Raw genomic sequence first — 25,744 nt, forward strand, 5'->3', positions numbered from 1 at the left:
GGCCGCTTCGGCAGTCGCCAGCGGCTGGTCGATCTGCCCGGACTTCATGTCATCGTCCCGGCGGCGACCTTGCGTACGAAGCGCGCCTGCAGGCGCCGCGCTTCGCGTTCCAGCCTGGCGAGCAGGGCCGCCTCGTCGCGCAGGACGAGGCGTAGCGGACGAGCGAAATAGACGCTCAGGAAACGCAGCAGGTCGCGCTGCCGCAGGCCGATGTCGAGCGCCGAGAAGTACAGCGCGGCCAGATCCTTGTCGCGCCAGCGTTGCGGTGTCGCCGCTCTGACCTGCGCCCGATGAAGATCGATGAGCGACAGTCGGATACGCTCGGCGCTTGGCGGCGGAGCGAGGTGCAGCAGGAAATGGCAGAGGTAGAGGTCGCGGTGGTTGACGCCGGCAGCGTGCATCCTGCGCACCATTTCGGCAACGCGGACGATCAGCGCACGCTTCAAGCGAACCGCGGGCGGGCGCGTCGGCCAGGCGCCACAATAGTCTTCCAGGCTGATCGTCGGGGCCAGTTCCTCGGTCACGATGAACGAGCGCTGGCGCGCCGGATTGCCGCCGCGCCGGCCGAAAGCGGCGGCTCGCAGGCTGTCCACGCCGGCTTCGTCGAGCCGCCGGATGGCGCGCCATTCGTCCTGGGCGCCGAGCACCGGCCAGCGCAGCGCGAGGAGATTCTTGGCGATCTCGAGCCAGCCGACACCACGGTGGATCTTGACGAAATAGCCGCGTCCGGCGACTTCGCTGCGCAGCGTCCGGCGGCGTTCGAGCGCGCGGAAAACCTCGCCCTCGAGCGCTTCGACGGCGACGAAGGGATCCTGTCCCGCCCACTCGCGAGCGAAGGTCGGGTCGAGAAACAGTGTCGTCCGGCTCATCGGAGATCTTCCAGGATCACGTCGGCGGCGCGCTCGGCATTGCTGTAGATGTCCGCCTGCTCGGCAAAGGCTAGGGCCTTGGCGCGCCAGTCGGCGCGGGCTTGGTCGTCGTCCAGCATCTGCGCCAGTATCCGGTCGAGGCTCGACTGCACGAAAGGTTCGGGGACGACCGTGCCGGCGTCGGCTTCGGCAACGTAATGCGCGTAACCGCAGACCGCGGTGGTCAGTACCGGCAGGCCGGCGACCAGCGCCTCGAGGAGAACCGTGCCGGTATTCTCGTTGTATGCCGGATGCAGCAGCAGGTCGGCGCCGAGCAGGAAACGCAGGATGTCGCCACGGCCGCGCAGAATGTCGACGCGCGCCGCGAGGCCGAGCGCCCGCGCCTGGCCGCGGAACATCTTCGGGTTGTCGTCGCCGATGGCGATCAGGCGGCTGCGTCGGCGCAGTGCCGGCGGCAGGGCGGCGATGGCTTTCAGGCTGCGGTCCAGGCCCTTGGTCTTGAAGCCCGAGCCGATCTGAAGCAACAGCAGGTCGTCGTCGGCCAGCGCAAACTCGCGACGAAAGTCGGCGCGGATCGCCGGCGCGTCGGCCGGCGCACGGCGGTCGGAGGCGATTCCCGGCGGCAGCAGGTGAAGGCGTTCGGCGGGTGTCGCGTAGTACTTCTCGAACAAGGGCGCTTGGCGGGGCGAGATGAGCAGAATTTCGGTACGGCTCGACGGCCCGAAGACGGCACGCTCGTAAGCCGCGAAGTGACGGTAACGCCCGGAGAGCCGATAAAGCGGATGACGCAGGGTACGCGCCTTGTCTTCGAAACATGGATCGGCCGCGAAGTAGACATCGAGACCGGGCATCTTGTTGAAACCGACCACCCGCTCGGCCGGACGGGTGAGCAGATCCGTGCTCACCCAGGCAGTGAAGCGCGCGTAGCGGCGTGCGTTGGTGAGCGCGCTGACCGGCACCAGAACGACTTCGAAGCCGGCCGGGACGTCGCCCCGCCATTCGAGCGTATAGACCCGAACGGCGTGGCCGCGTGCCTGGCAGGCCAGCGCGATGCGCAGGAAGTCGCGCTGCAGGCCGCCGAAGGGGAAGTACTTGTAGAGGCAGAAAGCGATCTGCATCGGCTTCATTCCGTTGCCTCGGCGTCCGATGTCCGGTGCGTGCGGCAGGCTCTCACACCGATTCGGCCGATACGTCGGGTGGCGGCTCGCTGCCGCGGCGTCGCTTGTAGCGATTGTAGCCCCACAGATACTGCGCCGGACACTGGCGAATCAGATGCTCGATCTCGTGGTTGATCTGTTGCGCCCGTTCCTCGATCGTTCCCCGGATCGGTCGCGTCGGTTCCTGCAGGTGAAAATGGTAGCCCGCGCCGTGCGGCAGGCGTTCGGCCCAGACCATGATGACACTGGCGCCAGTGTCGATGAGGCGCGCCGCCAGCGTCATGGTATACGCCGGTTGCCCGAAGAAATCGAGCCAGCGACCGTCGCCGCCGCGCGGCGCCTGGTCGGGCAGCATGCCCACCGCCTCGCCGCGCTTGAGCGCCTTGAGCAGGCTGCGGACGCCCGATACGTCGGCCGCCGCGAGAAGGAGTTGTGGCCGCGCCCGGCCGACCTCGATCAGTGTCTGCAACCAGGCGCGCTTCGGCGGCCGATAAAGGCAGGTGATCGGCGCCCGGGTCGACAGGTATTGGGCGGTAATCTCGAAGCAGCCGAGATGCGGCGTCAGATAGATAATTCCCCGGCCGCGGCGGGTTGCCGCCTCGGCCAGTTCCCAGCCCGACACCTGGACGACGCGCGCCGCGGTCTCGGCCAGCGGCCGCAGCCAGAGGCGCGGCAGTTCGAGCATGCACTTGCCGGCTTCGCCGATCACGGCACGACGCAGGCCGGTTGCGCCCGCTTCGCCAAGTGCCAGAATCATGTTCTGCCGCATGTGCCGGCGATAGGTCGGTGACAGCAGCCACGTCAGCCAACCGAGCAGCACGCCGAGCGCGTGCAGCCAGGCAAGCGGCAGGCGGCCGAGAAGGCGGGCGAGGGCAATCACGAGGCAAGCACGCAGCGATCCGCGTAGACGAGGTTTGACCAGCGAACGGAAGAAAAACTATAATTATCGCTCCGCCGAGTTAATCAGGACAACTTGCAGGGCGGAGGGCGTCGCGACAGCGGCGATAAAATACTGCTAAAGCGTCGTCTGCTCGAACCCCGGAGCCGGCAACGCCGACTCATCGGGGTTTTTTTGGAGCAGACGCAGCGTGAGCAAAGAGTACCTTTTCACTTCGGAATCGGTTTCCGAAGGCCATCCGGACAAAGTCGCCGATCAGATTTCCGACGCCATCCTCGACGCCATCCTGGCCGACGATCCGCCGGCCAGAGTGGCCTGCGAAACCCTGGTGTCCACCGGCCTGGTCGTCATCTCCGGCGAGATCACCACCAAGGCGCACATCAACTATCGCGAAATCGCGCAGGAGGCCGTTCGCCGCATCGGCTACACCGATTCGGAGATCGGTTTCGACTACAAGAGCTGCGCCATCCTGACCGCCATCAACCGCCAGTCGCCGGATATCGCGCAGGGTGTCAACGAGGGCCAGGGCATCGACCTCGACCAGGGTGCCGGCGACCAGGGACTGATGTTCGGCTACGCCTGCAACGAAACGGCGTCGCTCATGCCCTTGCCCATCCACTACGCGCACCGCATCATGCAACGGCAGGCCGAAGTCCGCCGCGACGGCCGCTTGCCGTGGTTGCGTCCGGACGCCAAGAGCCAGTTGACCGTCCGCTACGCCGACGGCACGCCGGTGTCGATCGACACCATCGTCGTTTCGACGCAGCACGATCCGGACGTCTCGCACGCGCAGATCTCGGAAGCGGTGATCGAGGAGATCATCAAGCCGGTGCTGCCGAAGGACCTGCTGACTGCCAGTACGCGCTACCTGGTCAACCCGACCGGGCGCTTCGTGGTCGGTGGCCCGCACGGCGACTGCGGTCTGACCGGCCGCAAGATCATCGTCGACACCTACGGCGGCGCCGCCCGGCATGGCGGCGGCGCGTTCTCGGGCAAGGATCCGTCGAAGGTCGACCGTTCGGCGGCCTACGCGGCGCGCTACGTCGCCAAGAACATCGTCGCCGCCGGCCTGGCCGAGCGTTGCGAGGTACAGGTCGCCTACGCCATCGGCGTTGCCCGGCCGGTGTCGCTGATGGTCAATACCTTCGGCACCGGCAAGGTCGCCGACGAACTGATCGTCGATCTGGTCGGCAAGCACTTCGACCTGCGTCCCAAAGGGATCATCCAGTCGCTCAACCTGTTGCGCCCGATTTACCGGAAAACGGCGGCCTATGGCCACTTCGGCCGCGACGAGCCCGAATTCACGTGGGAAGCGACCGACAAGGCGAGCGCGCTGCGCGCCGCGGCGGGCCTCTAAGCAACTCGCGAGACGGCTGACGGGGCCCTTGCTGGCCCCCGGCCGTCGGGTTGTCATCGTTGCGAAGAATCGACGTGCCGCCGCCAGCGGTCGCCGCGCCGACCCGAGGTGCAACCTGGTTGTGCCGGATGAATTTTCGGCGCGCGCCGGAGGTGTCGATCGCCTACTGCGGCGGCGCGACTTCGATGAGTTTTTCCCTGCCGGTCAGGATATGCCTTTCTGATCTGCCACTTGCGCGAAATGCTGGAGCACGTGGTGAACGGAGGTGTACGGGTTGTACCCGTTGCGCTCTGCTCGATTCTCGACCCAGGCGGCGTTTTCGACGGCCTCTTTCAGCCGCGGCGTGAGTTGCTTGGCGATCGTCGCCTCCGCTTTTTCGTAGCCGGGCAGTTTCTTGCGTAGCCGCTCGATCACATCGGCGCAATGGTTGAATGGAGCATCCGTTTTTTCGTAGTGTAGGAGCAGCCAGAACTCGAAACAGGGGATCGAAATCGCTTCCCGAATATCGAGTGGCTTGTTCTTGCGCCCGGCCAGCGTTGCCATCCGTTCCCGTGCACGGCCAAAGCTCTCGTGACCGTTACGGTCAAAGACGCAATAAATCCGATCATAGCCGCCGCGCTCCGTACACTTCGCTTCGGCGCACGCGACGACGCTGACGGGTGCGGCGCCTTTCGTGTTCTCGGCAAGAACGATTTCCGCCGTCGTCAGCCCGTACTGAATACGCGCGGCCGCGAAATACTCCTGTTCGGTCTCGCCCTCGCACACGATGAGGGTGATGGACCGGGGCGGCTTCTGCCCCGCGGTACGACGGAATGAACCGCTGTCCCGCGGCTTGGAGATCGGCATGCGACGCGCCATACGTTACCCCGCGATGCTGCCGATGAACGGAATCGCCCCGTAACGACCTTTGAGATAACCCCGCTCCAGGGCTTCATCCTTGCGCGGCGAGTATTCCAGTAGCGAATAGAGCGACGATGAGCCCTGCTTGTCTTTCTCCACGAACCAAATCTGGTCGCGCCGTAGAAGCTCGGTGTCGAGCAGGGTCGTATCATGCGTCGTGAAAACCAGTTGGGCGTTCTTGTCGTTTTTCCGGCTATGAAATAGCCCCACAAGGAAGCGGGTAATGTGGGGATGCAGGCTGCGGTCCAACTCGTCGACGAGCAGCGTCGCCCCCCATTCAAGCGCCCGTAGCCAACCGCCAGAGAACTCGAACAGCTTCTGCGTGCCGTCGGACTCCTGATCGATGTCGAGTGCCACTTCTTCGCGGGAATCCGCCCGCTTGTGCCATGCCAGGACGCGCAGACGCTTTGGCGTTTGCGGCGAAGAACCCGAAGGCAGGCCAATCTCGAAATGAAGCCGTACGGCGCCCGGTGGAAGCTTTCCCGCGGGGGCCGAGGGAGAGTCCTCTTCCAGCAGTTCCAAACGATCAATGCCGATGTCCGCCGCACGCATAAAGCGCATGATCTGCTCGTGCTCATCCACGTCCCGTAGGAGGTTGAGACTCAGAAATGGGTTCATGACGACGCCGGGCACCAGCACGATGAGCTTCTGGGTAATCCAGTTGAATACCGGCCGGAGTTGAGCATTGTTCAGTTGAATGGCCGTCGACAGGAACAAGGCATTGTCCCGGGTGAAGTCGTGCCAAACCTTGCGCTCCGCCCGTTCGGCGCTGAAATTGGGGCCGAACCACCACCGTTGCGCCTTACTTCCGGCGTCGTATTCCCGTTCAAACCACCGTTGTGCGCGCCCACGCGGGTAGGCCACCAGCCATTCCTTGAACACCCGTTCCGAGCTTGCTGCGCAACTGTAGTGATAGCGGACACCGTCGTCGGCCGTGAAGATGATTTCGAACTCGGAAGGCTCTGCACATGATGCCTCCTCCGCAAAGAGAAACGGGGTCACGGGGATGGCGTAGCCTTCCTGGAAACCCGTGGCCGAGTTCTGCACGAGTTGTCGAAAAGTTTCCACGGCGCGTAGAAGGTTGCTCTTGCCTGCCGCGTTGGCGCCATAGATGACCGCCGACCGCAGCAACCGCAGTTCCTTGTTCTGGCCCGGGCTGACGTTGCGCTGAAGATGCGTGGCGTCCGGACTCGCCACCATGCTCAGCTTCTGCCGGGTCCGAATCGAGCGGAAATTCGCCACGCCAAACTCGATCAACATGTCTGCCGATTCACCAAAAGTGAAATCAAGGTTTGATTGTTGCTTCTTTTCCGCAATTTTGCAATCAAACCTTTGTATTCAACGATCGTGACGAGACTCATACTGCGGCTCATCGGCCCGCGCCCGCCGTTCGGATAAGTCGCAATTCAGCAGTGGCTTCGTTTGTTGGGACGGCAAATGCCTTTGGTCACGTGGAACACTGCCGCAAGGCCGGCTACGGTGAATCCACTGTGCGATATCAGCCAGTGGGTACGGCGCAAGTTGTATGGCCATCCCGGGAGACAATGGGGCCCGGCCGGCTATCGGGAACTGCGCAAGCGCGTGGTGTCCGTGCGCGAAGCGTGGGTTCATTCTCCCTGGTGATCCTCAAAGACGCCGGCGTTGGCGTTTGCGCTGCCATGGCGCTTCTTCATGGACTTGGGAGTGCCAAGCCTTGGCTCGGTAGTGATTCAGTTCATCGAATAGCCGGATACGTGACCCCTACCTCCGGAAGCGTGGGAGGAAGGGGCTGCGAGGCTTCGTCCTATCTCGATTGGGCGCCGCAACATGGAGCAGTCGTGCCCTGTTTTTCCACCATTTACCCAGCCATTTGGCGTGCTGCGGACGCACCTGTGCCTGAGCCGACCATTTCCGGTGCGAGATTCGCCGCGTGCATCAGGTTGTGCGCCAGGGCAAACAGAACGGCCACGGCCTTCACTTTCCGGATACCTCGTACCAGCAGTCGCGTCATCCTGCGGTTCCGAGCCTGCGCATGGACATATTCGGCGGTGGAGGCCCGCTGCTTGTACAGATCCTTGGCTTCCGCACCGGCCATTCGCTTGCGCCAATCGGCCACCGCAGGACTGTCACCGTCCTTCGGTTGGTGAACGTCGACAATCAGGGGGGCGGCGAGCCGTCGTCCTGGCCATTCCATCGTCGCATGAACTGGCGGCATGCCAGGCGCAGGAAATCCATCTGCGTGCGGAAATTGCGGCAGCCGCGACACATTGCCAGATGCATTTCGAGCAGCAGTTTCTCGCCACGGCTCAATGGGCGATCCTGCGCTTCGGACATCAGCCGGGTGGCCTCCTTGCAGCTCAACAAGGTTTTTCTCCCGAGGAGAACCAGTTGCTTTCCAGGCAACGGCGAAGGCCGTTGCGGGCCCGGTGCAGGATCACGTTGCAATTGCTGATCGTCAGGTTGAGCTTACGGCAAACCTCGTCGGTTTCGAATTCGAGAAACTCGCGCATCATGAACACGCGTGCCGTTTTCTCCGGCAGGTGGTTGAGGCAGATTTCGAACACCTCCCAAAAGCGTTCCTGCCGCAGGGTATCCTCCGGGTTGCCCCAGCCAAACGGGCGGGCCTCCGGGCGCCAATGGGCGTTCGCCTTGAACAACGCTTCGAAGGTTTCGTCCATTCCGGCCTCGTCGTCCGCCAGCGCCGACACGTTCGTCGTTCTCGACTGCAGACGGATCAGATCGACGATCTTGTTGCGCAGGATGGAGAACACCCAGGTCTTCAAGGCGGCCCGACCGGCGAAACTGCGCTCGCCGGCCAGCGCCGCAGCGAGCGCCTCCTGCACCGCGTCTTCGGCCATCGCCGCATCGCGGAGCTGCATTTGTGCAAACTTCAACATGTCGCGACGGACCGCCGCAACGAACTGGTCATCGATTACTGGGGTGTCGGACACGAGACCGTCGAGAATTCCGGGTGGTTGGCAGGTTGTGCGCTGCACTGCCGCCGAATCCAGGCGTCGATCGACAACTTGCCGGGGCCGCAGAGCAGTAGCGGCAACAGCATACCAATGAACAGCACCGGCAGCTTGAAATTTCCGGCGCCGTTGTCGGAAAAAACATAGCCCAGCATCAGTTCACCGAAGCTGCTCCATGTTTCTGGCCAATGCACGGCGGCAATGGCGACAACGGTGAGCACGATCAAGGAGATCGAAACAAAGCGCGTTGCCAGGCCGATCACCAAGGCGATGCCACCCAGCAATTCGAACCAGGTTGCCATCTGCCAGCTTACTTCAGGCGGAACGATGTTGAACGGGAAAGGAAAGCGCTCCTGAATATCGAAGAACCAGTTGTTGCCACGAAATTTCTCCAGGCCGGACTCGAAGTAATCCCAGCCGAGCAGGATGCGCAGGCTGAGAAGGCCAAGCCAGAAACCCAGGCTATCGACGGTGCGGATGGTCCGCAGGGCGAGATTTATCACAGCTTTCTCCCAAGAACGATACCCTGCTGCTGCAGTTCGCCGAGCAGGCCGGCGCCGAATCCAAGCAGTTTCTGCGGATCGGGATGTTTGAGTTGGTTGGCCAAGTGCAGGATTGCCCGTCTTCCGCTCGTCGGTTCGGAGGCCAGCAGCTCGATCAGGCGTCCGGTGATCGGTGTGACGACGGAAAAGCGAACGATGTCGTCGGCGTCGCGATAGACCACCAGGTGGGTCGGCCGGCGCTTGCGGGGTCGGAACTCCTGGCCGATCAGATGGACCGGCCAGGCATAGGCCAGATTCATCAAGGCCGGATTGAGCGCCACCGTGCCGTCCATCAGATCACCTGCCGGGTCGACTCGCGGTAGCGGCGCATCGATCACGTCGACCGCGAGTTCGGCCCACTCGTAATGAGCCAGTTCGGGCAGCCAGCGCGGCAACGGCAGGCGGACCTCCGCCTCGTGGAGATAGCGCACGAATTCGCGGGGAATTTCGCGGAACCACGGCGTGTGCATCGGCCAGTCGCGCAGGAAGGTCCGGCACAAGAGGCGCCAGCGCGTTTCGCCAGCCAAGCTGCGACAAACCGGAAAACAGGTATCGACGAAGCCGCACAGGTTGTTGAATACCAGTTCTTGATAGACCGCCACACGACGCTGCGGCGTACCGGCGGGACGCGGCACCCGATGTGGGTCGCACAGATGGCGGCCGAATTCGTGCTGAAACTTCTGAAAGTCGCGCAGCATCATGTCACCTGTCTGACGGCGTCGCGTGCCTGCGCTTGCAGGCGGGCGATCTGATCAAGCTCGGCGGTCAGTTGCGCCAGATCGGGGACGTTGAAATCTCGTTCGAGGCAGGTCGGCAGGTCGCTGCCGATGCGCCGGTAGGTCTCGGCCAGCAAGGACCACACCGGGTCGACCACCGTGGCACCGTGCGTATCGACCAGCAAGCCGTCCGGCTCGACATGATGTCCGGCAACGTGGATGTAGCAGGTGCGCTCCAGGGGCAAAGCGTGCAGGAAAGCCAGCGGATCGAAACCGAAGTTGCGGCTGTTGACGTAGATGTTGTTCACGTCGAGATGCAGTAGGCAATCCGCTTCGTGAATGATGGCCGAGATGAATTCGGTCTCGTTCATTTCCGCACCCGGCGGTGCGAAATAGTACGAGGCGTTTTCGATGCCGATCCGGCAGCCCAGGATGTCCTGCGCCTGGCGGATGCGTCCGGCCGTCCACCGCACGGCTTCCTCGCTGAGCGGAATCGGCAGCAGTTCGTAGAGATGGCTGTCATCGGAGCACCAGGACAGGTGCTCGGTGTAGAGGTTGATCGAATGTTCGGTCATGAAAGTCCTGATGCGGCGCAGCAGCGGCAGATCCAGTGGAGCCGGCCCGCCCAGCGACAGCGATAGGCCGTGACAGACGAAGTGATGGCGTTCGGTAAAATAGCGTAAATCTCTGGCCGATTTTCCGCCCATGCCGGCCCAGTTTTCCGGAGCCAGTTCGAAAAATCCGATGGCTGCGGGAATCCCGTTCTTGAGTTCGGCGATCAGCTCGCGGCGAAAACCGAGTCCGGCGCCTTGCAGGGGGCGATGATTCATGACGTTTCCTGGCTATGTCGCAACCCGCGCGGCGACGAACACGATGCTCGCGCCGCATCGTTGGCGGCTACTTTTTGTCGACACCTCCCTTCTTGTCCGCGCTTCCCTTCTTGTCCGCACCGCACTTGGCTTCACCGCATTTGCCGTCCTTCTTCTTGTCCGCCGTCTCCTTCTTGTCGGCGCCACACTTGGCTTCGCCGCACTTGCCGTCCGTTTTTTTGTCGGCTTGAGCCAGTTGATAGCCGCCCGACAGTCGTTTTGCGGCAAACGGATTGTCGTCAGCGTGTGCGGTGGAACCGAGGGTGGCAGCGGCGACCAGGGAACCGACGGTCAAGGAAACGAGGGCTTGTTTTTTCATCATCTTCTCCATAGTGGTTGGTAGGTTGCGAGCGTATTGTTGGTTGGCTCGAACGATTGGTCGGAGCTCGTGCCGATTTATTACACCCCGGACAAAGCCTTCTCGAAGAGCGGCAGTTCGGTCGCCGAAGCCCGGGCCGGCAGGGCAGTTCATCTCCTTCGGCGGGCCGCCGACTGTAGACACCCGCCTACCGTCTCGGAAAGGCGGAGCGATGTCTTCGCTCACTACGAGTCGACTCACGTCGAATTCGGGGCGACGGGGCACAACTTGTCGACCCAAATCGATAAGTCCAGCCCGGACAGGGCTTGGCGCGCCGCCGTGCGCCGGAGGAAGTGGCGCAGGCGACCGACGAGCGGCCGATGGCGGAAGGGCCGCCGGCCGGCAAGGCAGCTCGATCTTGGCCGGCCAATTCCATGGCGGCGACCGAAAACGTCGGCCTTGGAGTTTGCGCTACCATTGTGCGTCTTCATGGATCCAGGCTGTCCAGCCTTGGTCCACGCGAGAAATTCCGTTCATCGAACAGCCGGATACGTACTCCATATCTCCGGTGGTTTGGGGGGCGAAGCCGCGAAGCGGCTTCCTGTCCCGAATTGGCGCCGCAACATGAACCCGTCGTGTCCTACCAGCTCTTAGCTGACGTCGTCCTCGTCATCCACTTCGGAGTCGTCCTCTTTGTCGTGGGCGGCCTCGTCGTGGTTGTGGCGGGAAACTGGCGGCACTGGCGCTGGGTCAACGAATGGCGCTTCCGGCTGGCGCATCTCGCCGCCATCGCCTTCGTGGTAGTTCAGACCTGGTTTGGGCAATCTTGTCCACTCACCTCACTCGAATCCTGGCTCCGCGGTCAAGCGGGCATCACCGCGTACCGCGCGAGTTTCATCGAGCACTGGATCCAGAAGCTGATCTACCACGAGGCTCCGTTGTGGGTATTTACCGCGGCCTACACGGTGTTCGCCGGACTGGTGCTTCTGGCCTGGTGGCGCTTCCCGCCGCGCCGCGGTCGGAGCAGAAGCCGAGGCGCCTGACCACCCCGTTCCGTTGCTGCCACAGGCCGACGATCGCCGGCGCGAACGCCGAACCAGGGCGACGCTTGCGCTGGCGCCGACCGACCGCGGCTAGGCCTTCGCCACCTCGACCAGGCAATCGTAGAACGTTGCACCGCCGCCCATGTCGGTCAGCGCCTGGCTGGTGACTTCGTTGCAGTTGCGGCCGTCGGGCGACCGCTTGCGCCACCAGATCGACGTCGCCATCGCGACTCCGGAGCGCACGCGGTCGGTGACCACGACGCGGGCGCGAAACTCGCCGCGCCGGTTGAAGACGCGTACCGGGCTGCCGTTGGCGATGCCGCGTGCGGCGGCGTCGGCGGGGTGCAGGTGTATCTCCGGCGACTCTTCCTGTGCCAGAAAGCGCGCCGAGTTGGCGAAGCTGGTGTTCAGGAAGTTGCGCGCCGGCGGCGTGATCAGGGCCAGCGGAAAGTCGGCCGCCAGCGCGCTGTGCTGCCATTCGCGAGGCGCGATGAAGTCGGGCAGCGGATCGAGACCCTGGCTCGCCAGCCATTCGCTGTAGAACTCGCATTTGCCGGAAGGCGTCGGGAAGCCGCCGGCGGCAAAAGGCGCGCTGCCGCGTGGCAAGGCCAGGCGGGCGTGGCCATCGGCTTTGAGCTTCTCCCACGACAGGCCGGCCAGGCGGGGATCGCTCCAGTCGAAGGCCTGGCGGCACAGATCGTCGTCGCTGTCGGCGAAGCAGGCGTCGTCGAAACCCAGGCGTCGGGCCAGGCGGCGGAACAGCTCGGTGTTCGGCAGAGCCTCGCCGAGCGGCGCGATCGCCGGCCGATTCACTTGCAGGTACAGGTGGCCGTAGGACTTGTGGATGTCGAGCTGCTCCATGTGGCTGGTCGCCGGCAGAAGGATGTCGGCGTAGTCGGCGGTATCGGTCTGGAAGAGATCGTGCACGACGGTGAACAGATCGGGGCGGGCGAAGCCGCGTACCACCTCGGCGGCTTGCGGGGCGACCGCCACCGGGTTGCTGTTGTAGACGAAGAGCGCTCGGATCGGTGGTCGGGCGTGTAGCAGATCGTTGCCGATGGTGCTCATGTTGATCGTTCGTGGCGGCGGACTGGGCATCAGGTCGGGGCGCTCGAGCGCCGCGCTGGCCACCGGATAGTGGCCGGAAGTCGACAGCAGAACGCCGCCCGCCGGCTGCCGCCAGGCGCCGGTCAGCGCCGGCAGGCAGGCCACGGCACGCAAGGCCATGCCGCCGCCGGCGGTGCGGTTGATGCCGTAGTTCGTGCGGATCGCCGCCGGCGCGAGCGTCGCGTAGTCGTGCGCCAGTTGCTCGACCGTCGCTTCGTCGAGGCCGCAGATCGCCGCCACGCGCGCCGGCGCGTACGACCGGACGCGTTCGGCGAGCGCGTCGAAGCCCAGCGTGTAGCGCGCGATGTAGTCGCGATCGATCAACTCGTCGCGGATCAGCACGTGCATCAGGCCGAGCGCCAGCGCGCTGTCGGTACCTGGCAGCAACGCGATGTGCTGATGGCACTTGTCGGCCGTCGCCGTGCGGTACGGGTCGATGGCGATCAGCCGGGCGCCACGCCTCTTGGCTTCCTGCGCCAGGCGCCAGAAGTGGAGATTGGAGACCACGCTGTTGGTCCCCCAGAGAATGAGCAGCCGCGCATCGACGACGTTCTCGGGGTCGAAGCCGACGCTGGCGCCGATCGTCGCCCGGTAGCCCATCGCCCCGGCGCTGGCGCAGATCGTCCGGTCGAGCTGCGCGGCGCCGAGGCGGTGGAAGAAGCGGCGATCCATCGAACCGTAGCCGAGCATTCCCGAGTTGCCGGCGTAGCTGTAGGGAACGATTGCCTCGGCGCCGTGCTCGGCGGCGATGCGCTGGAAGCGCTCGGCGATCGCCGTCAGCGCTTCGTCCCAGGTGATCCGTTCGAAGCGGGCGCCAGGTCCCTTGGCGCCGATGCGACGCTGCGGGTAAAGCAGCCGGTCGGGGTGATGGATGCGCTCGGGGTAGAAAGCGACCTTGGTACATAGCACGCCAGCGGTCGGCGCATGATCGGCGGCGCCGGCCACCTTGATCACGCGGCCGGCGCTGACGGTCACTTCGAGCGCGCAGGTGTCCGGGCAATCGTGCGGGCAGGCGCCGTGAACGGTCCGGTCGGCGGCGGGCAGCGGTGCGGTCTCGGTCATCGGGCATCCTCGGTTGGGTTTGGACGGTGAGAAGATAGCAGTTCCGCTGCCTTTGCGGCGCTGCGGCTTCCCGTTTGCTTCCGGCTCGCCGTCGTCGCCGGCGCTACCGCATCGCCCGGCACCCAAAACGGCGCTCAATCCTCTCCCGCCGCATTCGCTATTCCCGGTTCAACTGTCCAGGGTGAATTGCAACGGTACGAGCACGGAGGCCTCGACGGCTTCCGTTCCCTGCCTGGCCGGGACGAATCGCCAGCGCTGCACCGCCGCACGGGCGGCTTGATCCAGACGCGGAAAACCGCTCGACTGCTTGACATCCACCTCTGCCGGCCAGCCCTGCGCGCTCACCCTGACGCGCAGAAGCACCCGCCCCTCCTCGCCCAGGCGGCGCGACGCGATCGGATAGACCGGCTGGGGATTGTGCAGGTAATCGGCGTCGAAGCGTGCCGCGCTGCCCGGCCCCGGCGTCGGCGCCGCAGGCAGCGGTTCGGCCGGCCCGCGGGAGGGTTGGGGTGGAACGGCCGATGAATGCGCCGTGGCCGCCGTCGCCGTCTCCCGGAGCGGCGGCGCCGCCGCCTTGGCCGGCCGGCCGGCCAAGGCGGCAGGCTTTGACCGTACAGTCACGTTCGGCGGCTCACGCCGGCTGGTTTGCGCGAACTTCCCGGGCCGCGGCGCCGGTTCTCGCACGTCGACCGTCAGCGCCGGAGGAAACGCCGGTGTGGGTGGTCGAACGACCACCCCGAACGCCAGCCGGAGAGCTAGGACGTGGAGTGCGACGGAGAGCAGCAGGAAGGGAATCGTCCGCCGGAGTGACGGTCGGGGCTTCTCCGGCAAGGCGGGCAAGCCGCCTGCCGCGGCGCTCAGGTCGGTTTCGGAGAGCACGGCCGGTGTCGCCAAAAGAACACGATTCTAGGCTTTCCAACACGCCTTCAGGTGCGGCATTTCGTCTCATGCCACAGGTTGGCCAGGCACAACTCGAAGGTTCGCTGACGGTGCCGGCCGATGTAGCGCCTGGGTCGTCTGCCGATCGGTCGGAACGTCTCCCGTCCACGCGCGGCTCTGCGCCAGCTTGCGCACCCGGTCTACCTGCCTCGCGCCGCCGGATTCGGCGAGTATCTCCTTGATCTGGCGGCGGATCGTTTCCTGGTCCACGCCACGCCGCGCAGCGGATCGACCGTTTCTACCAGGTGCCGACGTTGGGCAACTCCACCCAGGGTGCCTGCGGGGGCAACGGTGCTCCGGTTTGCCGCAATTCGATGGAGATATTGTCCGGCGAGTGGTCGAAGGACATGCGGCCGTCGCGCGGCGGCCGGGCGATGGTCAGCCGCGGGCTCGCCGGCGTTCGCGGGCGGTGCAGATGTCGTCGACCTGACAGGCGATGTGGCCGAAATTGCGCCCGCCGGTGCAGGTCTCCGGGTTCCAGTTGTGGGTCAGCTCGATCTCGGCCGCTTCGTTGCCGGGCGCGGACAGGAAGGTCAGCGTGAAGCGGCCGGCGGGGTTCTCGCAGGTCCGGCGCAGTTCCAGGCCCAGAGCGTTGCAGCAAAAGGCGAGCGAAGCCGGCGGGTCAGTGACGCGAACCATGGTGTGCAGGTAGTGCTGGCATTTTCTCGGTTTCGCTGCGACGGCGGGCGGGCACCGCCGCAGCGCGGGGGTCATCGACGGGCGTTGCCGCCGGTGCCGGTCCACACGCGCATGATGCGGTAGGGGGGTTGGCCGAGATCGTCGCCGCCGGTGAAGGCGCTGGTCTTGTGCAACTGGTTGACCGAGACATATAGCCAGGATTCCGGGCCGAACTGGGCATTGTCCGGCCACGACAGGCGGGCATCGCGGACCAGCGGCTTGAGGCGGCCCCGGCGGTCGAGGCGGTCGATGCCGTTGGCGTTGAGGTTGGTGAAGAAGTGGTTGCCGGCATCGTCGGTCGCCACGCCGTCGGACACCGGCTTCCTGCCGACGCTGCGGATCGCCGCGGCGATGGACCGGTCATCGGCGCCGTCGCGGAAGAGGTGGGTCGGCACGCCATACCACTTGAGGCCGTTCATGGCACCGAAGTAGAGCGTCTCGCCGTCCTTCGACAGCGTCAGCGGGTTCACGCCGATGCTGGCCGGCTTGCCGCCGAACAACGTTGGCTTGCCATCGACCTTCATGACGGCCTTGGGGTCGGCCAGCAGGGTCGGCGAGGCCGAGAAGCGGCGCGCTTCGCCGGTCTTGATGTTGAGGGCGATCAGGGCCGGTGGGGCGATGTCGGCGAGGTAGCCCCAGCCGCGTTCGCTGTCGACCGCCAGGTCCTGCACGAAGGCGCCCTTCGGGGCGACGTCGGCGGGCAGGGTGAACTTGTGCGCCAGCTTGCCGCTCGCGATGTCGAAAGCCCAGACGCGGGTCTTGCCGAGGTTCAGGCCCATGTCGACGATCCACAGGCGGTTGGCCTTGTCCTGCGCGATGCCGAGCGGCGTGTCGATGCGATCGTCGCCCTTGTTGTCGGCCGCGCTCTGATAGCTGGCATCCGGCCAGGGGCGGTAGGCGTCCGGCCCGGTGACTTCCATCAGCTGCACGCCCGAGGGTTTGTCGAGCGGATGCACGGTGGCAAAGACGCGGCCGGCGTTGGTGGCGGTGACGTTGCCGGGGCGGATGGGCAGTCGGGCCACCTCCTCGAGGGTGCCGACCGGCGGGGCGGCGGCGGCCAGCTGGGCAAGGCCGAGCAGGGCTGCGGCAACGAGGGTGTACGGTGTGCGCCGGGCGTGGTGGAGCGTGTGGGGCATGGTGGTTTTCCTTTTCTTGTAAGGATGATGGAGCTACCAGTCCATGGTCGGGCTGGTGGCAGGGGTGACAGGCGCCGGCAGCCAGGTGCCGCTGGCAGCATAGACGACGAGCAGCGCCAGCGCGAGGGAGAAAGCCAGGGTATGGCGGCTGCCGCCGCAGGTCGGCTGGGCGCCCTGGCCTTCGTGCCAGCCGGTGATCATGGGGCGGATGAGGTTCTGGCGCTTGATGCGGGCATGGAAGGCAATCGCCGCGACCTGCCGTGCGACCAGCAGGTAGAGGACATTGACGGCCGTGCGGTGCCAGCCCGTGGCGGCATCGTTCGTCGCCTTGTCGATCAGCGCGTAGAACGGCCCGTTGAAGGCGATGTCGTCGTTGGCCAACAGGCCCCTGCTTGCCTGGAAGGCGACGGTGCCGAGCAGGGCGAGTACCGAGAGGGCGGCCAGCGGGTTGTGGCCGATACCGCGCCATGCACCGCGCAGATAGGCAGCGACCTTGCCCGGCGTCGGCCAGAAAGACGAAAAGCGGGCATGGGTCGGGCCGGCGAAACCCCATACGAGCCGAAAAGCCGGCCGCCCGACCGCCACCAGCCCCAGGCGTTGGTGCCAGATCATCCAGTTGCCGCCGGTCAGGCCGCTGGCTATGGCGCTCAGGACGGCGGCGGCGAGGCTCCAGTGGAAGATGCGGATGGGAAGCTCCCACAGGCGAATACGGGCGGCGGTCATGGCGGGCCTCGGCGTTCAGTCCTTGCGGAACGCGTCGTGGCAGCCCTTGCCGGCCTTGCCCATGTCGTCGAAAGCGACCCTGACCTGTGCCTGATTACTGCTCGCGGCAGCCGTCGCCAGCTTGCTGCCGGCGGTCCGGCAGGCGCCGGCCACTTCCTTGACCTTGTCCGGCTGGGTGAAGAATTCCGGCTTCAGGCGCGTCTTCTCGCTTCCGATGTCCTTTTCGGTGCCTGGCAGGTAGAGCGCCCCCATGCCGGAATTGACGGTGCTGTTGATCACCGTGGCAGCGGCCAGTACCTGATCCTTGTTGTAGGGCAGGCTGCCGTCGAGCATGGCCTTGATCTTCAGCATGTTTCTGTTGGCGAAGGCATAGCCTGCCTTGCGGTAGCGGGTGGCTTCCTCCGGCTTCAGTTGCGGGAGTTGCTGCGCCAGGACGCTGCCAGAAACGGCCAGCAGGATGCTCACGGCCAGGCCTTGCTTGAATCGATGAAGCATGTTTTTCTCCGTGGGCTTGGGGGGAATCAGATTTGTGTGATAACGCTTTCCTCCTGCAGGCGGGATTTCGGCAGCCGGGCGTTGAAGTCTTCGCTGCTCCGGTAGCCGAGGCAGGCGATGACGACGCTGCTCAGCCCTTGGCCGCGCAGGCCGAGTTCCTCATCGAGGGTTTTGGCGTCGAAGCCTTCGATCGGCGTTGCGTCGATTTGCAGCGCGGCCGCCCCCAGCAGCAGGGTGCCGAGCGACAGGTAGACCTGCTTCTCCATCCAGTGCTGGACATCCTTGTTGTCGTAGAGATGCAGGTTGACGTAGAAGCTGCGGGTGGTGTGCTGGCCGGTCCGGGCGTCTGGTGTGGCAAAGCGGCCATCTTTATCTTCCTGCGCCAGCAGGTTCTGCAGGTGCGCTTCATCGATGCCTTGACGGGCGCAGAAGACGACGACGTGCGAGGCGTTCTTGATCTTCGCTTCGTTGTAAGCGTAAGCCGGTTGCGTCGCCTTGGCGATGCGGGACTTGCCTTTGTCGGTGCTGGCGATCACGAAGTGCCAGGGCTGCGAATTCACCGATGACGGCGCGTAGCGCAACAGGGTCTGCAGGTGAGCAAACTGCTCGGCCGGGATTTTCCGGGTCGGGTCATAGGCCTTGGTGGTGTAGCGGGCCTTGACGATCTGGCTGAGATTCATGAAATTGTTTCCGTGGTGAGTCGGTAAATGGATGTCAAAATCCTTCGAGAACGATCTTGCCGCGGGCTTTGCCGCTTTCCAGCAGGGCGTGGGCGCGCTTCAGGTTGGTCGCGCTGACGGTACCGAAGCGCTCGCCGACGGTCGTCCGGATGACGCCCTCGTCGACCAGGGCCGCCACCTCGTCGAGCAGGCGGTGCTGGGCGATCATGTCGTCGGTCTGGAACAGCGAACGGGTGAACATCAGCTCCCAGTGCAGCGAGATGCTCTTGCCCTTGAGCTTTATGATGTCGAGCGGGGCCACCGGGTCGTCGATCAGGGCGAATCGGCCTTGCGGCGCGATGACCTCGGCGATCTGCGCGAAATGCCCCTCGCTGTCGTTGAGGCTGGCTACCAGGGTGACGTTCTTCAGGCCGATGCCTTGCAGTTCCTCGGCAAACGGGCGGCTGTGGTTGATGACGTGATGGGCGCCCAGTTCGCGCACCCAGGCCTGGGTTTCCGGCCGGGAGGCGGTGCCGATGACGGTCAGCGGCGTCAGGCGGCTGGCCAGCTGAGTCAGGATGGAGCCAACACCGCCGGCTGCGCCGACGATGAGCAGCGACGCGCCGGTCGGGCGCTTGCCGGGGGCGACGCCCAGGCGGTCGAAGAGCAGTTCCCAGGCGGTGATGGCGGTCAGCGGCAGCGCGGCGGCTTCGGCAAAGCCCAGCCGGGCCGGCATGTGGCCGACGATGCGCTCGTCGACCAGCTGCAGCTCGGCATTGCTGCCCGGGCGCGTGATGTCGCCGGCGTACCAGACGCGGTCGCCCGGCTTGAACAGCGTGACCTCGGGGCCGACGGCGCGGACGATCCCGGCGGCGTCCCAGCCCAGCACGCCCCACTGGCCGGCAGCGGGCTGGCGGCCCTGGCGTATCTTGTAGTCGACAGGATTGACGGAAATTCCCTTGACTTCGACGAGCAGGTCGCGGCCGATGGCGACGGGGTCCGGCAGTTCGATGTCCTGCAAGGCGGCGGGATCGTCGATGGGGAGGTTCTTCTGGTAGGCAACGGCTTTCATGGATATTCCTTGGGTGTGGGGTCAGGCAATGTGGTTCAGGCGCTGGATGTCGATGCCGGCGGTCTTGTCGCCGATGATCGCTTTCAGCTGCGCCATGTGGGGCGTGGCGACATGGGCGTCGAGCGCGGCATCGTCGGTCCAGCGTTCGATCATGACCATGCGGTTCGGGTCGGCCTGGTCGACGTGCAGGTCGTATTGCCGGCAGCCGGCCTCGGCACGGGTGGGAGTCAGCATGGCGCTCAGGGCCTGGCGGACGGTTTCCCGGTGTTCGGGGTGGGCGACGATGCTTGCGATGATGCTCAGTGACATGGCTGTTTTCCTTTTGGGGTCTTATTGGGGGAAGACTGCGCTATGGGGTTGAAAATCGGCATAGCCCCGCGCGTCCCCGCCGAACAGGGTGGCAGGGTCGAAGTCGGCCAGTGGCCAGCCGTTGGCCAGGCGGGCGGGTAGATCGGGGTTGGCGATGAAGGGGCGGCCGAAGGCGACCAGATCGGCCAGCCCGGTCGCGAGCACGGCTTGTGCACGCGACCGGTCGTAGCGTCCGGCGACGATCAGGGTGCCGCCGAATGCCCGGCGCAGCTCGAGACGGAAACTGTCCGGAACCTGCGGCGCATCGTCCCAGTCCGCTTCCGAGAGGTGGATGTAGGCGATGCCCAGCCGCTCGAGTTCACCGGCGGCATGGAGAATGGCCGGGATGATCTCCGGGCAGTGCATGTTGCGCGCCGTGATGTAGGGCGAGAGGCGGACCCCGACACGTTGCGCCCCGATGGCTTCGGTCACGGCGCTCGCCACCTCCTTGAGAAAGCGGCAGCGGCCGGCGATGCTGCCGCCGTAGGCATCGGTGCGGCGGTTGGCGGTGCTGCGCAGGAACTGGTCGATCAGGTAGCCGTTGGCGCCGTGGATTTCGACGCCATCGAAGCCGGCGGCAATGGCATTGACCGCCGCCTGGCGGAAGTCGCCGACGATCGCGGCGATTTCACCGATGCTCAGGGCGCGAGGCACGGGGCAATCGACCATGCGGCCGACCCCGTCGCCGCCGACCACCCAGACCTGGGCATCGGGCGCCAGCGCCGACGGGGCGGCCGGCGGCTGGCCATCGTGGAAGCAGGCATGCGACATCCGGCCGACATGCCAGAGCTGCAGGAAGATGCGCCCACTGGCCTGATGGACGGCGTCGGTGACCAGTCGCCAGCCGGCGATCTGCTCCGGGGTGTGAATGCCCGGCGTGAAACTGTAGCCCTGACCCTGGCGGGAGATCTGCGTCGCCTCGCTGACGATCAACCCGGCGCTGGCGCGCTGGGCGTAGTAGGTCGCCATCAGCGCGTTGGGGACATCGCCCGGCTGGGTTGTGCGGCAGCGAGTCATCGGCGCCATGACGATGCGATTGGGCAAGGGCATGGTGCCGAGGGGAAAGGCGTCAAACAGGGTCGTGTTCGGCATGGCTTACTCCGGTTGCGGTGGCGAATAGTCGGCGGCTGTCGATCCGGCCGTTCCCACGGGGACGTCGAGTTCGACCACGAACTTCTCGGCAATCTGAACAAAGATCTGTGCCGTATCCGTTTCCGGAATACGCATGACGCGATAGGGCAGGCCGCTGGCGGTGACCGCCGGCAGCACCGTATCCAGCGGACGATGGCTGCGGAAGGCGAGGTGGTCGAAGGTTGCCCCCCCGTTTACGGCAGCATCGATGACGTGCAGTAGCGGGGTTTCGTCCTGATAGAACCAGTTGCCGCCGAAGGGGAAGGCCGGGCGGCGGCCGGGTTCCAGGCCGAGGAGCGCGGCCAGCCCGCAGACGCCCGTGTCGCCCGGTGCGGCCAGCAGGGTCAGGTGGTCGAACTGCCAATCGTTGGTGCTATGGGCTGGGGCCTCGGTCATGGTGTCTCCCGGTCGGTTTGGAACGTGGACGCATCATGAGCCTGTTTGATTTGCAAAAAAACTGGCTTCTGTTTGATTCACTTATCAGAATTATTTAAAAATAAGCCCTTGCCCTGACTACAATGAGCGGATGCAAACCCTGCGCGACCTCGAGGTGTTCCAACTGGCGGCCGATACCGGCAGCCTGTCGGCGGCAGCCCGGCGTCTCGACATGACGCCGGCGGCGGCCAGCATGAGCTTGAAACGCCTGGAGGCCGAGCTGGGGGTGCCGCTGTTCCTGCGCTCGACACGCAGTTTGCGCCTGACCGACGAGGGACGGGTTTACCTCGATCACTGCCGACAGGCGCTGCAACTGCTGGCCGATGGGCGCGAAGCGGCATTGACCGGCAGCGCTGCGCTGCGCGGCATGTTGCAGCTCTCCATGCCTTCGGATCTCGGCCGCAACGTCGTCCTGCCCTGGCTGGACCGCTTCCAGGAAGACCATCCGAATATGCAGCTGCGCCTGCTGCTGACCGATCGCCTGGCCGACATCTATCGCCAGCCCGTCGATCTCGCGCTGCGCTACGGAAGCTTGCCCGATTCGTCGCTGGTGGCGTTGCCCGTGGCGCCGGGGCACTGCCGTATTCTGTGCGCCTCGCCGGCCTATATCGCGCGTCATGGCGCCCCCGAAACGCCGGGGGATCTGGCGCGGCACAACTGCCTGACCTATCTGCTCGGCGATTACGTCCATGACCGCTGGCGTTTCTTCCGCAACGGCGGCGAGTCCTCGGTTCAGGTATCGGGCAACCGCACCTCCGACGACGGGGATGCCGTACGTCGCTGGGCGATCGCCGGTCAGGGCGTGGCCTACAAATCGTCGCTGGACGTGGCGCACGACCTGATCGCCGGGCGTCTCGTCCACCTGTGTCCCGATTGGGCCGGGGAGCCTGCGCCGCTCAGCCTGCTGTGCGCCGGCCGGCGGCGCATCAGCCCCGTCGTCCAGGCCTTGCGCGGCTACCTGGCCGAACGCTGCGCCCAATTGCTGTCGTCAATCGCCAAACCGGAGTAATAACATGCCGATCGATGCACTCGAATCAAATACGCCGCGTTTCTTCGCGGTCAGCGCAACGGGGCAGCGTGTCGCCCTTGATGCCACCAACCTGGTCGTGGCATTTGCCAACGGCCGCGAGCTGGAAATCCACCCCGATTGCCCGCCGGGAGAAGTCGCTGGCATCGCTGTGGAGGCACCCAACCCTGACGTGCCGGTGCCGACCACAGGCTACGCGCTGGCCCTTCGGCCCGCGGCAAGCAACGTCGTGCGTATTGCTGTCGAGGAGTATGCTGTGAATGCTGAAATCGATGGACTTTGAGGCGGCAGTTGGCCGGCAGGCGGTAACAACCTTTCCGGCCAACTCGCTTTGGTAAGCCCATGACCAGATACGACGAGGCTTTTCTCGACGAACTAGTGACCTTTTGGCAGTTGGCCACCGGGCGCTACTTCTGGCTCTCAGCCGTTCTGAGAGTGATTCCGACTTTTGTGGTGTTCAAGGTCGATAGCGGAGCATTGTTCGTACTCTATTTTGCGACCGTATGTCTGTTGACCCGCAGCGCCAGAATGGGTGGATTGATTGGCTGGTTCGTTGCGGCCCAGACGGCTTTCATTTACTACAACTATCCATTGGCAGAACATTTCATTGAGATACTCATGCGAGCCTCGGCCGGTTCTGGCGGCACTATCCCATCCTCTGAGCAGGTGCTGGCCAATATTCCGGCAACATTTTCGGGGAAGTTCTTTTTTTCTCTCGTCTTTGGAGTTCGTGCTGGAGCCGTTGGTTTGGGATTCGGGTTCCTCGGCTGAAAATTCTGGCATGCCCGCCAGAAGGAATAGTCGGCACAGAAACGGATCTGCATGCTTTTTGGCCAGACGGGCGAAACAAGTGACTGCCCAACCGCCGCAGCGGACAAAAAATGGGTGACGGGGTCAGCCGCCCCGCCCGAACCGAACGCCAAGAGACCCTATGGCGCATCGCAGAGGTTTTTGAGGCTCTATTAGTTCTTGCGCGGCGGCGGAACGTCCGTGCAGGAGCCGTGCGCGACTTCGGCGGCCATGCCGGCCGTCTCGCCCAGCGTCGGGTGCGGGTGAATGTTCTTGCCGATGTCGACCGCATCGCAGCTCATCTCGATGGCCAGGCAGACTTCGCCGATCATGTCGCCGGCCGAGGGGCCGACGATGGCGCGGTGCGTCCCGGCATCGAAGATCAGCTTGGTGAAGCCGTAGTCGGCAGCGTTGGCGATGGCGCGACCGGAGGCCACCCACGGGAACTTGGCGGTTCCGATCTTGCGGCCTTCCGGATTGGCTTGGTCTTCGGTGCAGCCAAGCCACGCCACTTCCGGATGGCTGCAGGCGACGCCGGGGATGATCTGCGCGTCGAAGGAAGTCTTGTGGCCTGCGGCGACTTCAGCGGCCACATGGGCTGCGGGATATTGGTGCGCATCTGGGCATCGACCGGGATGAAGCCGCAGTCGCTGACGATGACGCCCGCCTTCTCGGCGGCGATCTTCTTGCCGTTCGGCGCACGGCCGGCGGCTTGCAGGATCATGCCGTACTTGACCGGCTCGGCCGGTGCTCCGTCGCCTTCGAAGGTGACGTAAAGTCCGTCGTCCTTGGCGTCGACCACAATCGTCTTGGTCTTCAGCATGATCTTGTCGCCGCGGTGCAGGTTCTGCTTGTCCCAGACCTTGATGGCGTCGCGGTCCGGACCTTGCGTCAGCGCGTCGGCCATTTCGACGACATCGACCTTGGCGCCGGTCTTGTTCTGGCCGCTGCCGTCGGTGACTTCTAGCTCGACGTGATTCGGGTCGATGAAGGCGCCGTAGCCGCGCTCGACCTCGACCTGGCGGCCCTTGGCCATGCCGGCCAGGCCGCCGGTCAGCTTGCCGACGACCTTTTCCTTGTTCCAGGGTAGCGATGGTATCGTCCACCTTGATGCTGTCGCCGACCTTGACGAACAGGTCGATGACCGGCAGGTCGGAGAAAGCGCCGACATCCGGGACTTTGACTTCAGCGAGACCCGTGGTCATCTCCCCTTAAAGCGCCACGCGGCGGAAGTCGGCCAGCAGCTTGCGCAGGTGCACAAGGAAGCGCGCCGCGGCGGCGCCGTCCACCGCCCGGTGATCCCAGGACAGTGAGAGCGGCAGGATGGTGCGCGGTACGAATTGTTTGCCATCCCACACCGGCTTTACGCTGCTGCGGGTGACGCCGAGGATCGCGACTTCGGGTGCATTGATGATCGGCGTGAAGCCGGTGCCGCCAATGCCCCCCAGGCTGGAGATCGTGAAGGTGCCGCCTTGCATTTGTTCCGGCTTGAGCTTGCCGTCGCGGGCCAGGCGGGCCAGGTCGGCGCTTTCGCTGGCGATCTCGACGATACTCTTGCGGTCGGCATCGCGAATCACCGGCACGACCAGGCCGTTCGGCGTATCGGCGGCGAAGCCGATGTGCCAGTAGCGTTTTTCGACCACATCGTCGCCATCGAGCGAGCTGTTGAACGCCGGATAGGTTTGCAGGGCATGCACCGCCGCCTTGGTCAGGAAGGCAAGCAGGGTCACCTTGGCACCGTCCTTGTCCTGCTCGCCGTTAACCTGCTGGCGGAAGGCTTCGAGATCGGTGATGTCGGCCTCTTCGAAATTGGTGACGTGCGGCATCATCACCCAGTTGCGGTGCAGGTTGGCCGCCGAAATCTTCTGGAGGCGCGACATTGGGCGCCGCTCGACCGGGCCGAACCTGGCAAAGTCGACCTTGGGCCAGGGCAGCAGGTCGAAGGGTGCGCTACCGCCTGTCGCCGTGGCCGGTCCGGCGCCGGCCTGCATGGTGGCCTTGACGTGGGCGATCACGTCCTCCTTCGAGAGGCGCCCCTTGGCGTCGCTGGCCCGGACCTTGATCAGGTCGACGCCGAGTTCGCGGGCCAGGCGGCGGACCGATGGCGAGGCGTGCACGCGAGCGCCCGTGGCTGGGGTCGCCGCCGGGCTTGCAATCGGGGTCGGGTGCGGTGAGGCCGGTTGTGGGGTCGAGGCTGGAGCAGGGGCCGGCACGGCCGTGACGTTCGCTGCCGCTGCGGGTGGCGGCGCGGTGGTCTCTATGGCGGGAACAGACGGCGCTGCATCGGCACCCGCCGCCGCTTCGACGCGGACCAGCAGGCTGCCTTCGGCAACGCGCTCACCGACCTTGACCAGTACCTCGGCAACGACGCCGCCGACCGTGGCCGGCACATCCATCGTCGCCTTGTCCGACTCCAGCGTGACGATGGCGTCATCCACCTTGATGCTGTCGCCGACCTTGACGAAGAGGTCGATGATCGGGACTGCCTTGAAGTCGCCGATATCCGGCACCTGGATGTCGATGAGTTGACGCATGGGAACTTC

27 protein-coding genes and 4 pseudogenes are annotated in these 25,744 nt (G+C 65.0%); 5 read left to right on the forward strand and 26 right to left on the reverse strand.

What is annotated here, in order from left to right; genetic code table 11:
- Window positions 1–44: 44 nt before the first annotated feature.
- Genes rfaP through Q1M07_RS07130 form a run of 3 tightly spaced genes read right to left on the reverse strand, consistent with a single transcriptional unit; the run spans window position 45 to window position 2,906 of the window.
- A complete protein-coding gene (gene rfaP / locus Q1M07_RS07120) occupies window positions 45–869 on the reverse strand; it encodes a lipopolysaccharide core heptose(I) kinase RfaP (RefSeq protein WP_300452472.1) in 825 nt (274 codons plus the stop codon).
- The gene (locus Q1M07_RS07125; protein WP_300452529.1) at window positions 866–1,987 is read right to left on the reverse strand and encodes a glycosyltransferase family 4 protein; all 1,122 of its coding nucleotides are present in this window, start codon (window positions 1,985–1,987) and stop codon (window positions 866–868) included. The genes rfaP and Q1M07_RS07125 overlap by 4 nt, the downstream gene beginning before the upstream one ends.
- Window positions 1,988–2,039: 52 nt before the next feature.
- Window positions 2,040–2,906 (reverse strand): lysophospholipid acyltransferase family protein, encoded by an 867-nt coding sequence (locus Q1M07_RS07130; protein WP_300452474.1) that lies wholly within the window; start codon window positions 2,904–2,906, stop codon window positions 2,040–2,042.
- Window positions 2,907–3,114: 208 nt separating this feature from the next.
- Here Q1M07_RS07130 and metK point away from each other — a divergent pair, with 208 nt between their 5' ends.
- Window positions 3,115–4,281, forward strand: a complete 1,167-nt coding sequence (gene metK, locus Q1M07_RS07135) for a methionine adenosyltransferase (RefSeq protein ID WP_300452476.1) — start codon at window positions 3,115–3,117, stop codon at window positions 4,279–4,281.
- 204 nt (window positions 4,282–4,485) lie between these two features.
- On the opposite strand, the gene Q1M07_RS07140 is transcribed toward metK, so the two are convergent.
- From Q1M07_RS07140 to Q1M07_RS07180, 9 genes and pseudogenes are all read right to left on the reverse strand, one after another.
- A complete protein-coding gene (locus Q1M07_RS07140; RefSeq protein WP_300452478.1) occupies window positions 4,486–5,127 on the reverse strand; it encodes an RloB family protein in 642 nt (213 codons plus the stop codon).
- A gap of 15 nt (window positions 5,128–5,142) precedes the next feature.
- Entirely contained in the window at window positions 5,143–6,441 is a 1,299-nt protein-coding gene (locus tag Q1M07_RS07145) for an ATP-binding protein (RefSeq protein ID WP_300452480.1), read from the reverse strand.
- A 577-nt stretch (window positions 6,442–7,018) separates the two neighbouring features.
- Window positions 7,019–7,312 (reverse strand): annotated as a pseudogene (locus Q1M07_RS07150) (transposase); the annotation flags it as partial.
- A gap of 5 nt (window positions 7,313–7,317) precedes the next feature.
- Complete coding sequence (locus Q1M07_RS07155) at window positions 7,318–7,524, reverse strand: zf-HC2 domain-containing protein (RefSeq protein WP_300452482.1); 207 nt, start codon at window positions 7,522–7,524, stop codon at window positions 7,318–7,320.
- Window positions 7,518–8,111 carry a sigma-70 family RNA polymerase sigma factor gene (locus Q1M07_RS07160; protein ID WP_300452484.1) on the reverse strand — a complete coding sequence of 198 codons (594 nt, stop codon included), beginning with the start codon at window positions 8,109–8,111 and terminating at the stop codon, window positions 7,518–7,520. The genes Q1M07_RS07155 and Q1M07_RS07160 overlap by 7 nt, the downstream gene beginning before the upstream one ends.
- Window positions 8,093–8,632, reverse strand: coding sequence for a DoxX family protein (locus Q1M07_RS07165; protein WP_300452532.1), 540 nt, complete (start codon window positions 8,630–8,632; stop codon window positions 8,093–8,095). The genes Q1M07_RS07160 and Q1M07_RS07165 overlap by 19 nt, the downstream gene beginning before the upstream one ends.
- Window positions 8,632–9,375 (reverse strand): putative DNA-binding domain-containing protein, encoded by a 744-nt coding sequence (locus Q1M07_RS07170; protein ID WP_300452486.1) that lies wholly within the window; start codon window positions 9,373–9,375, stop codon window positions 8,632–8,634. Before Q1M07_RS07170 ends, Q1M07_RS07165 begins: the two co-directional genes overlap by 1 nt.
- The gene (locus Q1M07_RS07175; protein WP_300452488.1) at window positions 9,372–10,220 is read right to left on the reverse strand and encodes a DUF692 domain-containing protein; all 849 of its coding nucleotides are present in this window, start codon (window positions 10,218–10,220) and stop codon (window positions 9,372–9,374) included. Before Q1M07_RS07175 ends, Q1M07_RS07170 begins: the two co-directional genes overlap by 4 nt.
- Window positions 10,221–10,287: 67 nt before the next feature.
- Window positions 10,288–10,578 carry a hypothetical protein gene (locus tag Q1M07_RS07180; protein ID WP_300452490.1) on the reverse strand — a complete coding sequence of 97 codons (291 nt, stop codon included), beginning with the start codon at window positions 10,576–10,578 and terminating at the stop codon, window positions 10,288–10,290.
- A gap of 614 nt (window positions 10,579–11,192) precedes the next feature.
- Between Q1M07_RS07180 and Q1M07_RS07185 the strand changes: the two genes are divergently transcribed.
- Window positions 11,193–11,600, forward strand: coding sequence for a DUF2784 domain-containing protein (locus Q1M07_RS07185; protein WP_300452492.1), 408 nt, complete (start codon window positions 11,193–11,195; stop codon window positions 11,598–11,600).
- Window positions 11,601–11,690: 90 nt separating this feature from the next.
- On the opposite strand, the gene Q1M07_RS07190 is transcribed toward Q1M07_RS07185, so the two are convergent.
- From Q1M07_RS07190 to Q1M07_RS07240, 11 genes and pseudogenes are all read right to left on the reverse strand, one after another.
- On the reverse strand, window positions 11,691–13,769 hold the full coding sequence (locus Q1M07_RS07190; protein WP_300452494.1) for a molybdopterin oxidoreductase family protein: 2,079 nt from the start codon (window positions 13,767–13,769) through the stop codon (window positions 11,691–11,693).
- A gap of 168 nt (window positions 13,770–13,937) precedes the next feature.
- The gene (locus tag Q1M07_RS07195) at window positions 13,938–14,648 is read right to left on the reverse strand and encodes a TonB family protein (protein WP_300452496.1); all 711 of its coding nucleotides are present in this window, start codon (window positions 14,646–14,648) and stop codon (window positions 13,938–13,940) included.
- A gap of 298 nt (window positions 14,649–14,946) precedes the next feature.
- Window positions 14,947–15,347, reverse strand: a pseudogene (locus Q1M07_RS07200) (VOC family protein).
- 71 nt (window positions 15,348–15,418) lie between these two features.
- Window positions 15,419–16,522, reverse strand: a complete 1,104-nt coding sequence (locus Q1M07_RS07205; RefSeq protein WP_300452499.1) for an L-dopachrome tautomerase-related protein — start codon at window positions 16,520–16,522, stop codon at window positions 15,419–15,421.
- Window positions 16,523–16,555: 33 nt separating this feature from the next.
- Complete coding sequence (locus Q1M07_RS07210) at window positions 16,556–17,245, reverse strand: cytochrome b/b6 domain-containing protein (protein ID WP_300452501.1); 690 nt, start codon at window positions 17,243–17,245, stop codon at window positions 16,556–16,558.
- Between the two features lie 15 nt (window positions 17,246–17,260).
- Window positions 17,261–17,740 (reverse strand): cytochrome c, encoded by a 480-nt coding sequence (locus Q1M07_RS07215; RefSeq protein ID WP_300452503.1) that lies wholly within the window; start codon window positions 17,738–17,740, stop codon window positions 17,261–17,263.
- Window positions 17,741–17,766: 26 nt separating this feature from the next.
- Window positions 17,767–18,420, reverse strand: a complete 654-nt coding sequence (gene nfsB / locus Q1M07_RS07220) for an oxygen-insensitive NAD(P)H nitroreductase (RefSeq protein WP_300452505.1) — start codon at window positions 18,418–18,420, stop codon at window positions 17,767–17,769.
- 34 nt (window positions 18,421–18,454) lie between these two features.
- Window positions 18,455–19,471 (reverse strand): zinc-binding alcohol dehydrogenase family protein, encoded by a 1,017-nt coding sequence (locus Q1M07_RS07225; protein WP_300452507.1) that lies wholly within the window; start codon window positions 19,469–19,471, stop codon window positions 18,455–18,457.
- A 21-nt stretch (window positions 19,472–19,492) separates the two neighbouring features.
- Window positions 19,493–19,780 carry a putative quinol monooxygenase gene (locus tag Q1M07_RS07230; protein ID WP_300452509.1) on the reverse strand — a complete coding sequence of 96 codons (288 nt, stop codon included), beginning with the start codon at window positions 19,778–19,780 and terminating at the stop codon, window positions 19,493–19,495.
- A 21-nt stretch (window positions 19,781–19,801) separates the two neighbouring features.
- The gene (locus tag Q1M07_RS07235; RefSeq protein ID WP_300452511.1) at window positions 19,802–20,911 is read right to left on the reverse strand and encodes an alkene reductase; all 1,110 of its coding nucleotides are present in this window, start codon (window positions 20,909–20,911) and stop codon (window positions 19,802–19,804) included.
- A gap of 3 nt (window positions 20,912–20,914) precedes the next feature.
- On the reverse strand, window positions 20,915–21,346 hold the full coding sequence (locus Q1M07_RS07240; protein WP_300452513.1) for a hypothetical protein: 432 nt from the start codon (window positions 21,344–21,346) through the stop codon (window positions 20,915–20,917).
- A gap of 130 nt (window positions 21,347–21,476) precedes the next feature.
- Between Q1M07_RS07240 and Q1M07_RS07245 the strand changes: the two genes are divergently transcribed.
- Genes Q1M07_RS07245 through Q1M07_RS07255 form a run of 3 tightly spaced genes read left to right on the forward strand, consistent with a single transcriptional unit; the run spans window position 21,477 to window position 23,183 of the window.
- On the forward strand, window positions 21,477–22,394 hold the full coding sequence (locus tag Q1M07_RS07245) for a LysR family transcriptional regulator (protein ID WP_300452515.1): 918 nt from the start codon (window positions 21,477–21,479) through the stop codon (window positions 22,392–22,394).
- A gap of 4 nt (window positions 22,395–22,398) precedes the next feature.
- Window positions 22,399–22,695, forward strand: coding sequence for a hypothetical protein (locus Q1M07_RS07250; RefSeq protein WP_300452517.1), 297 nt, complete (start codon window positions 22,399–22,401; stop codon window positions 22,693–22,695).
- Between the two features lie 59 nt (window positions 22,696–22,754).
- A complete protein-coding gene (locus Q1M07_RS07255; protein ID WP_300452519.1) occupies window positions 22,755–23,183 on the forward strand; it encodes a hypothetical protein in 429 nt (142 codons plus the stop codon).
- Window positions 23,184–23,374: 191 nt separating this feature from the next.
- On the opposite strand, the pseudogene Q1M07_RS07260 reads toward Q1M07_RS07255, so the two are convergent.
- From Q1M07_RS07260 to aceF, 3 genes and pseudogenes are all read right to left on the reverse strand, one after another.
- A pseudogene (locus Q1M07_RS07260) lies at window positions 23,375–24,282 on the reverse strand (FAD-dependent oxidoreductase); the annotation flags it as partial.
- A gap of 43 nt (window positions 24,283–24,325) precedes the next feature.
- Window positions 24,326–24,406 (reverse strand): annotated as a pseudogene (locus Q1M07_RS18735) (hypothetical protein); the annotation flags it as partial.
- Window positions 24,407–24,412: 6 nt separating this feature from the next.
- Entirely contained in the window at window positions 24,413–25,735 is a 1,323-nt protein-coding gene (aceF, locus tag Q1M07_RS07265; protein ID WP_300452521.1) for a dihydrolipoyllysine-residue acetyltransferase, read from the reverse strand.
- Window positions 25,736–25,744 lie beyond the last annotated feature (9 nt).

Origin of the sequence: Accumulibacter sp. (assembly GCF_029255285.1) — a bacterium.
Lineage (GTDB): Bacteria > Pseudomonadota > Gammaproteobacteria > Burkholderiales > Rhodocyclaceae > Accumulibacter.

Bases quoted from the DNA above. Each gene is read 5' to 3' on its own strand.
- Q1M07_RS07210 (WP_300452501.1), bottom strand. From the start codon at position 17,245: ATGACCGCCGCCCGTATTCGCCTGTGGGAGCTTCCCATCCGCATCTTC.
- nfsB (WP_300452505.1), bottom strand. From the start codon at position 18,420: ATGAATCTCAGCCAGATCGTCAAGGCCCGCTACACCACCAAGGCCTAT.
- Q1M07_RS07245 (WP_300452515.1), top strand. From the start codon at position 21,477: ATGCAAACCCTGCGCGACCTCGAGGTGTTCCAACTGGCGGCCGATACC.
- Q1M07_RS07180 (WP_300452490.1), bottom strand. From the start codon at position 10,578: ATGAAAAAACAAGCCCTCGTTTCCTTGACCGTCGGTTCCCTGGTCGCC.
- Q1M07_RS07190 (WP_300452494.1), bottom strand. From the start codon at position 13,769: ATGACCGAGACCGCACCGCTGCCCGCCGCCGACCGGACCGTTCACGGC.
- Q1M07_RS07140 (WP_300452478.1), bottom strand. From the start codon at position 5,127: ATGCCGATCTCCAAGCCGCGGGACAGCGGTTCATTCCGTCGTACCGCG.
- Q1M07_RS07250 (WP_300452517.1), top strand. From the start codon at position 22,399: ATGCCGATCGATGCACTCGAATCAAATACGCCGCGTTTCTTCGCGGTC.
- Q1M07_RS07230 (WP_300452509.1), bottom strand. From the start codon at position 19,780: ATGTCACTGAGCATCATCGCAAGCATCGTCGCCCACCCCGAACACCGG.
- Q1M07_RS07215 (WP_300452503.1), bottom strand. From the start codon at position 17,740: ATGCTTCATCGATTCAAGCAAGGCCTGGCCGTGAGCATCCTGCTGGCC.
- Q1M07_RS07170 (WP_300452486.1), bottom strand. From the start codon at position 9,375: ATGATGCTGCGCGACTTTCAGAAGTTTCAGCACGAATTCGGCCGCCAT.
- Q1M07_RS07205 (WP_300452499.1), bottom strand. From the start codon at position 16,522: ATGCCCCACACGCTCCACCACGCCCGGCGCACACCGTACACCCTCGTT.
- Q1M07_RS07225 (WP_300452507.1), bottom strand. From the start codon at position 19,471: ATGAAAGCCGTTGCCTACCAGAAGAACCTCCCCATCGACGATCCCGCC.
- rfaP (WP_300452472.1), bottom strand. From the start codon at position 869: ATGAGCCGGACGACACTGTTTCTCGACCCGACCTTCGCTCGCGAGTGG.
- Q1M07_RS07125 (WP_300452529.1), bottom strand. From the start codon at position 1,987: ATGCAGATCGCTTTCTGCCTCTACAAGTACTTCCCCTTCGGCGGCCTG.
- Q1M07_RS07235 (WP_300452511.1), bottom strand. From the start codon at position 20,911: ATGCCGAACACGACCCTGTTTGACGCCTTTCCCCTCGGCACCATGCCC.
- Q1M07_RS07175 (WP_300452488.1), bottom strand. From the start codon at position 10,220: ATGAATCATCGCCCCCTGCAAGGCGCCGGACTCGGTTTTCGCCGCGAG.
- Q1M07_RS07240 (WP_300452513.1), bottom strand. From the start codon at position 21,346: ATGACCGAGGCCCCAGCCCATAGCACCAACGATTGGCAGTTCGACCAC.
- Q1M07_RS07255 (WP_300452519.1), top strand. From the start codon at position 22,755: ATGACCAGATACGACGAGGCTTTTCTCGACGAACTAGTGACCTTTTGG.
- Q1M07_RS07145 (WP_300452480.1), bottom strand. From the start codon at position 6,441: ATGTTGATCGAGTTTGGCGTGGCGAATTTCCGCTCGATTCGGACCCGG.
- aceF (WP_300452521.1), bottom strand. From the start codon at position 25,735: ATGCGTCAACTCATCGACATCCAGGTGCCGGATATCGGCGACTTCAAG.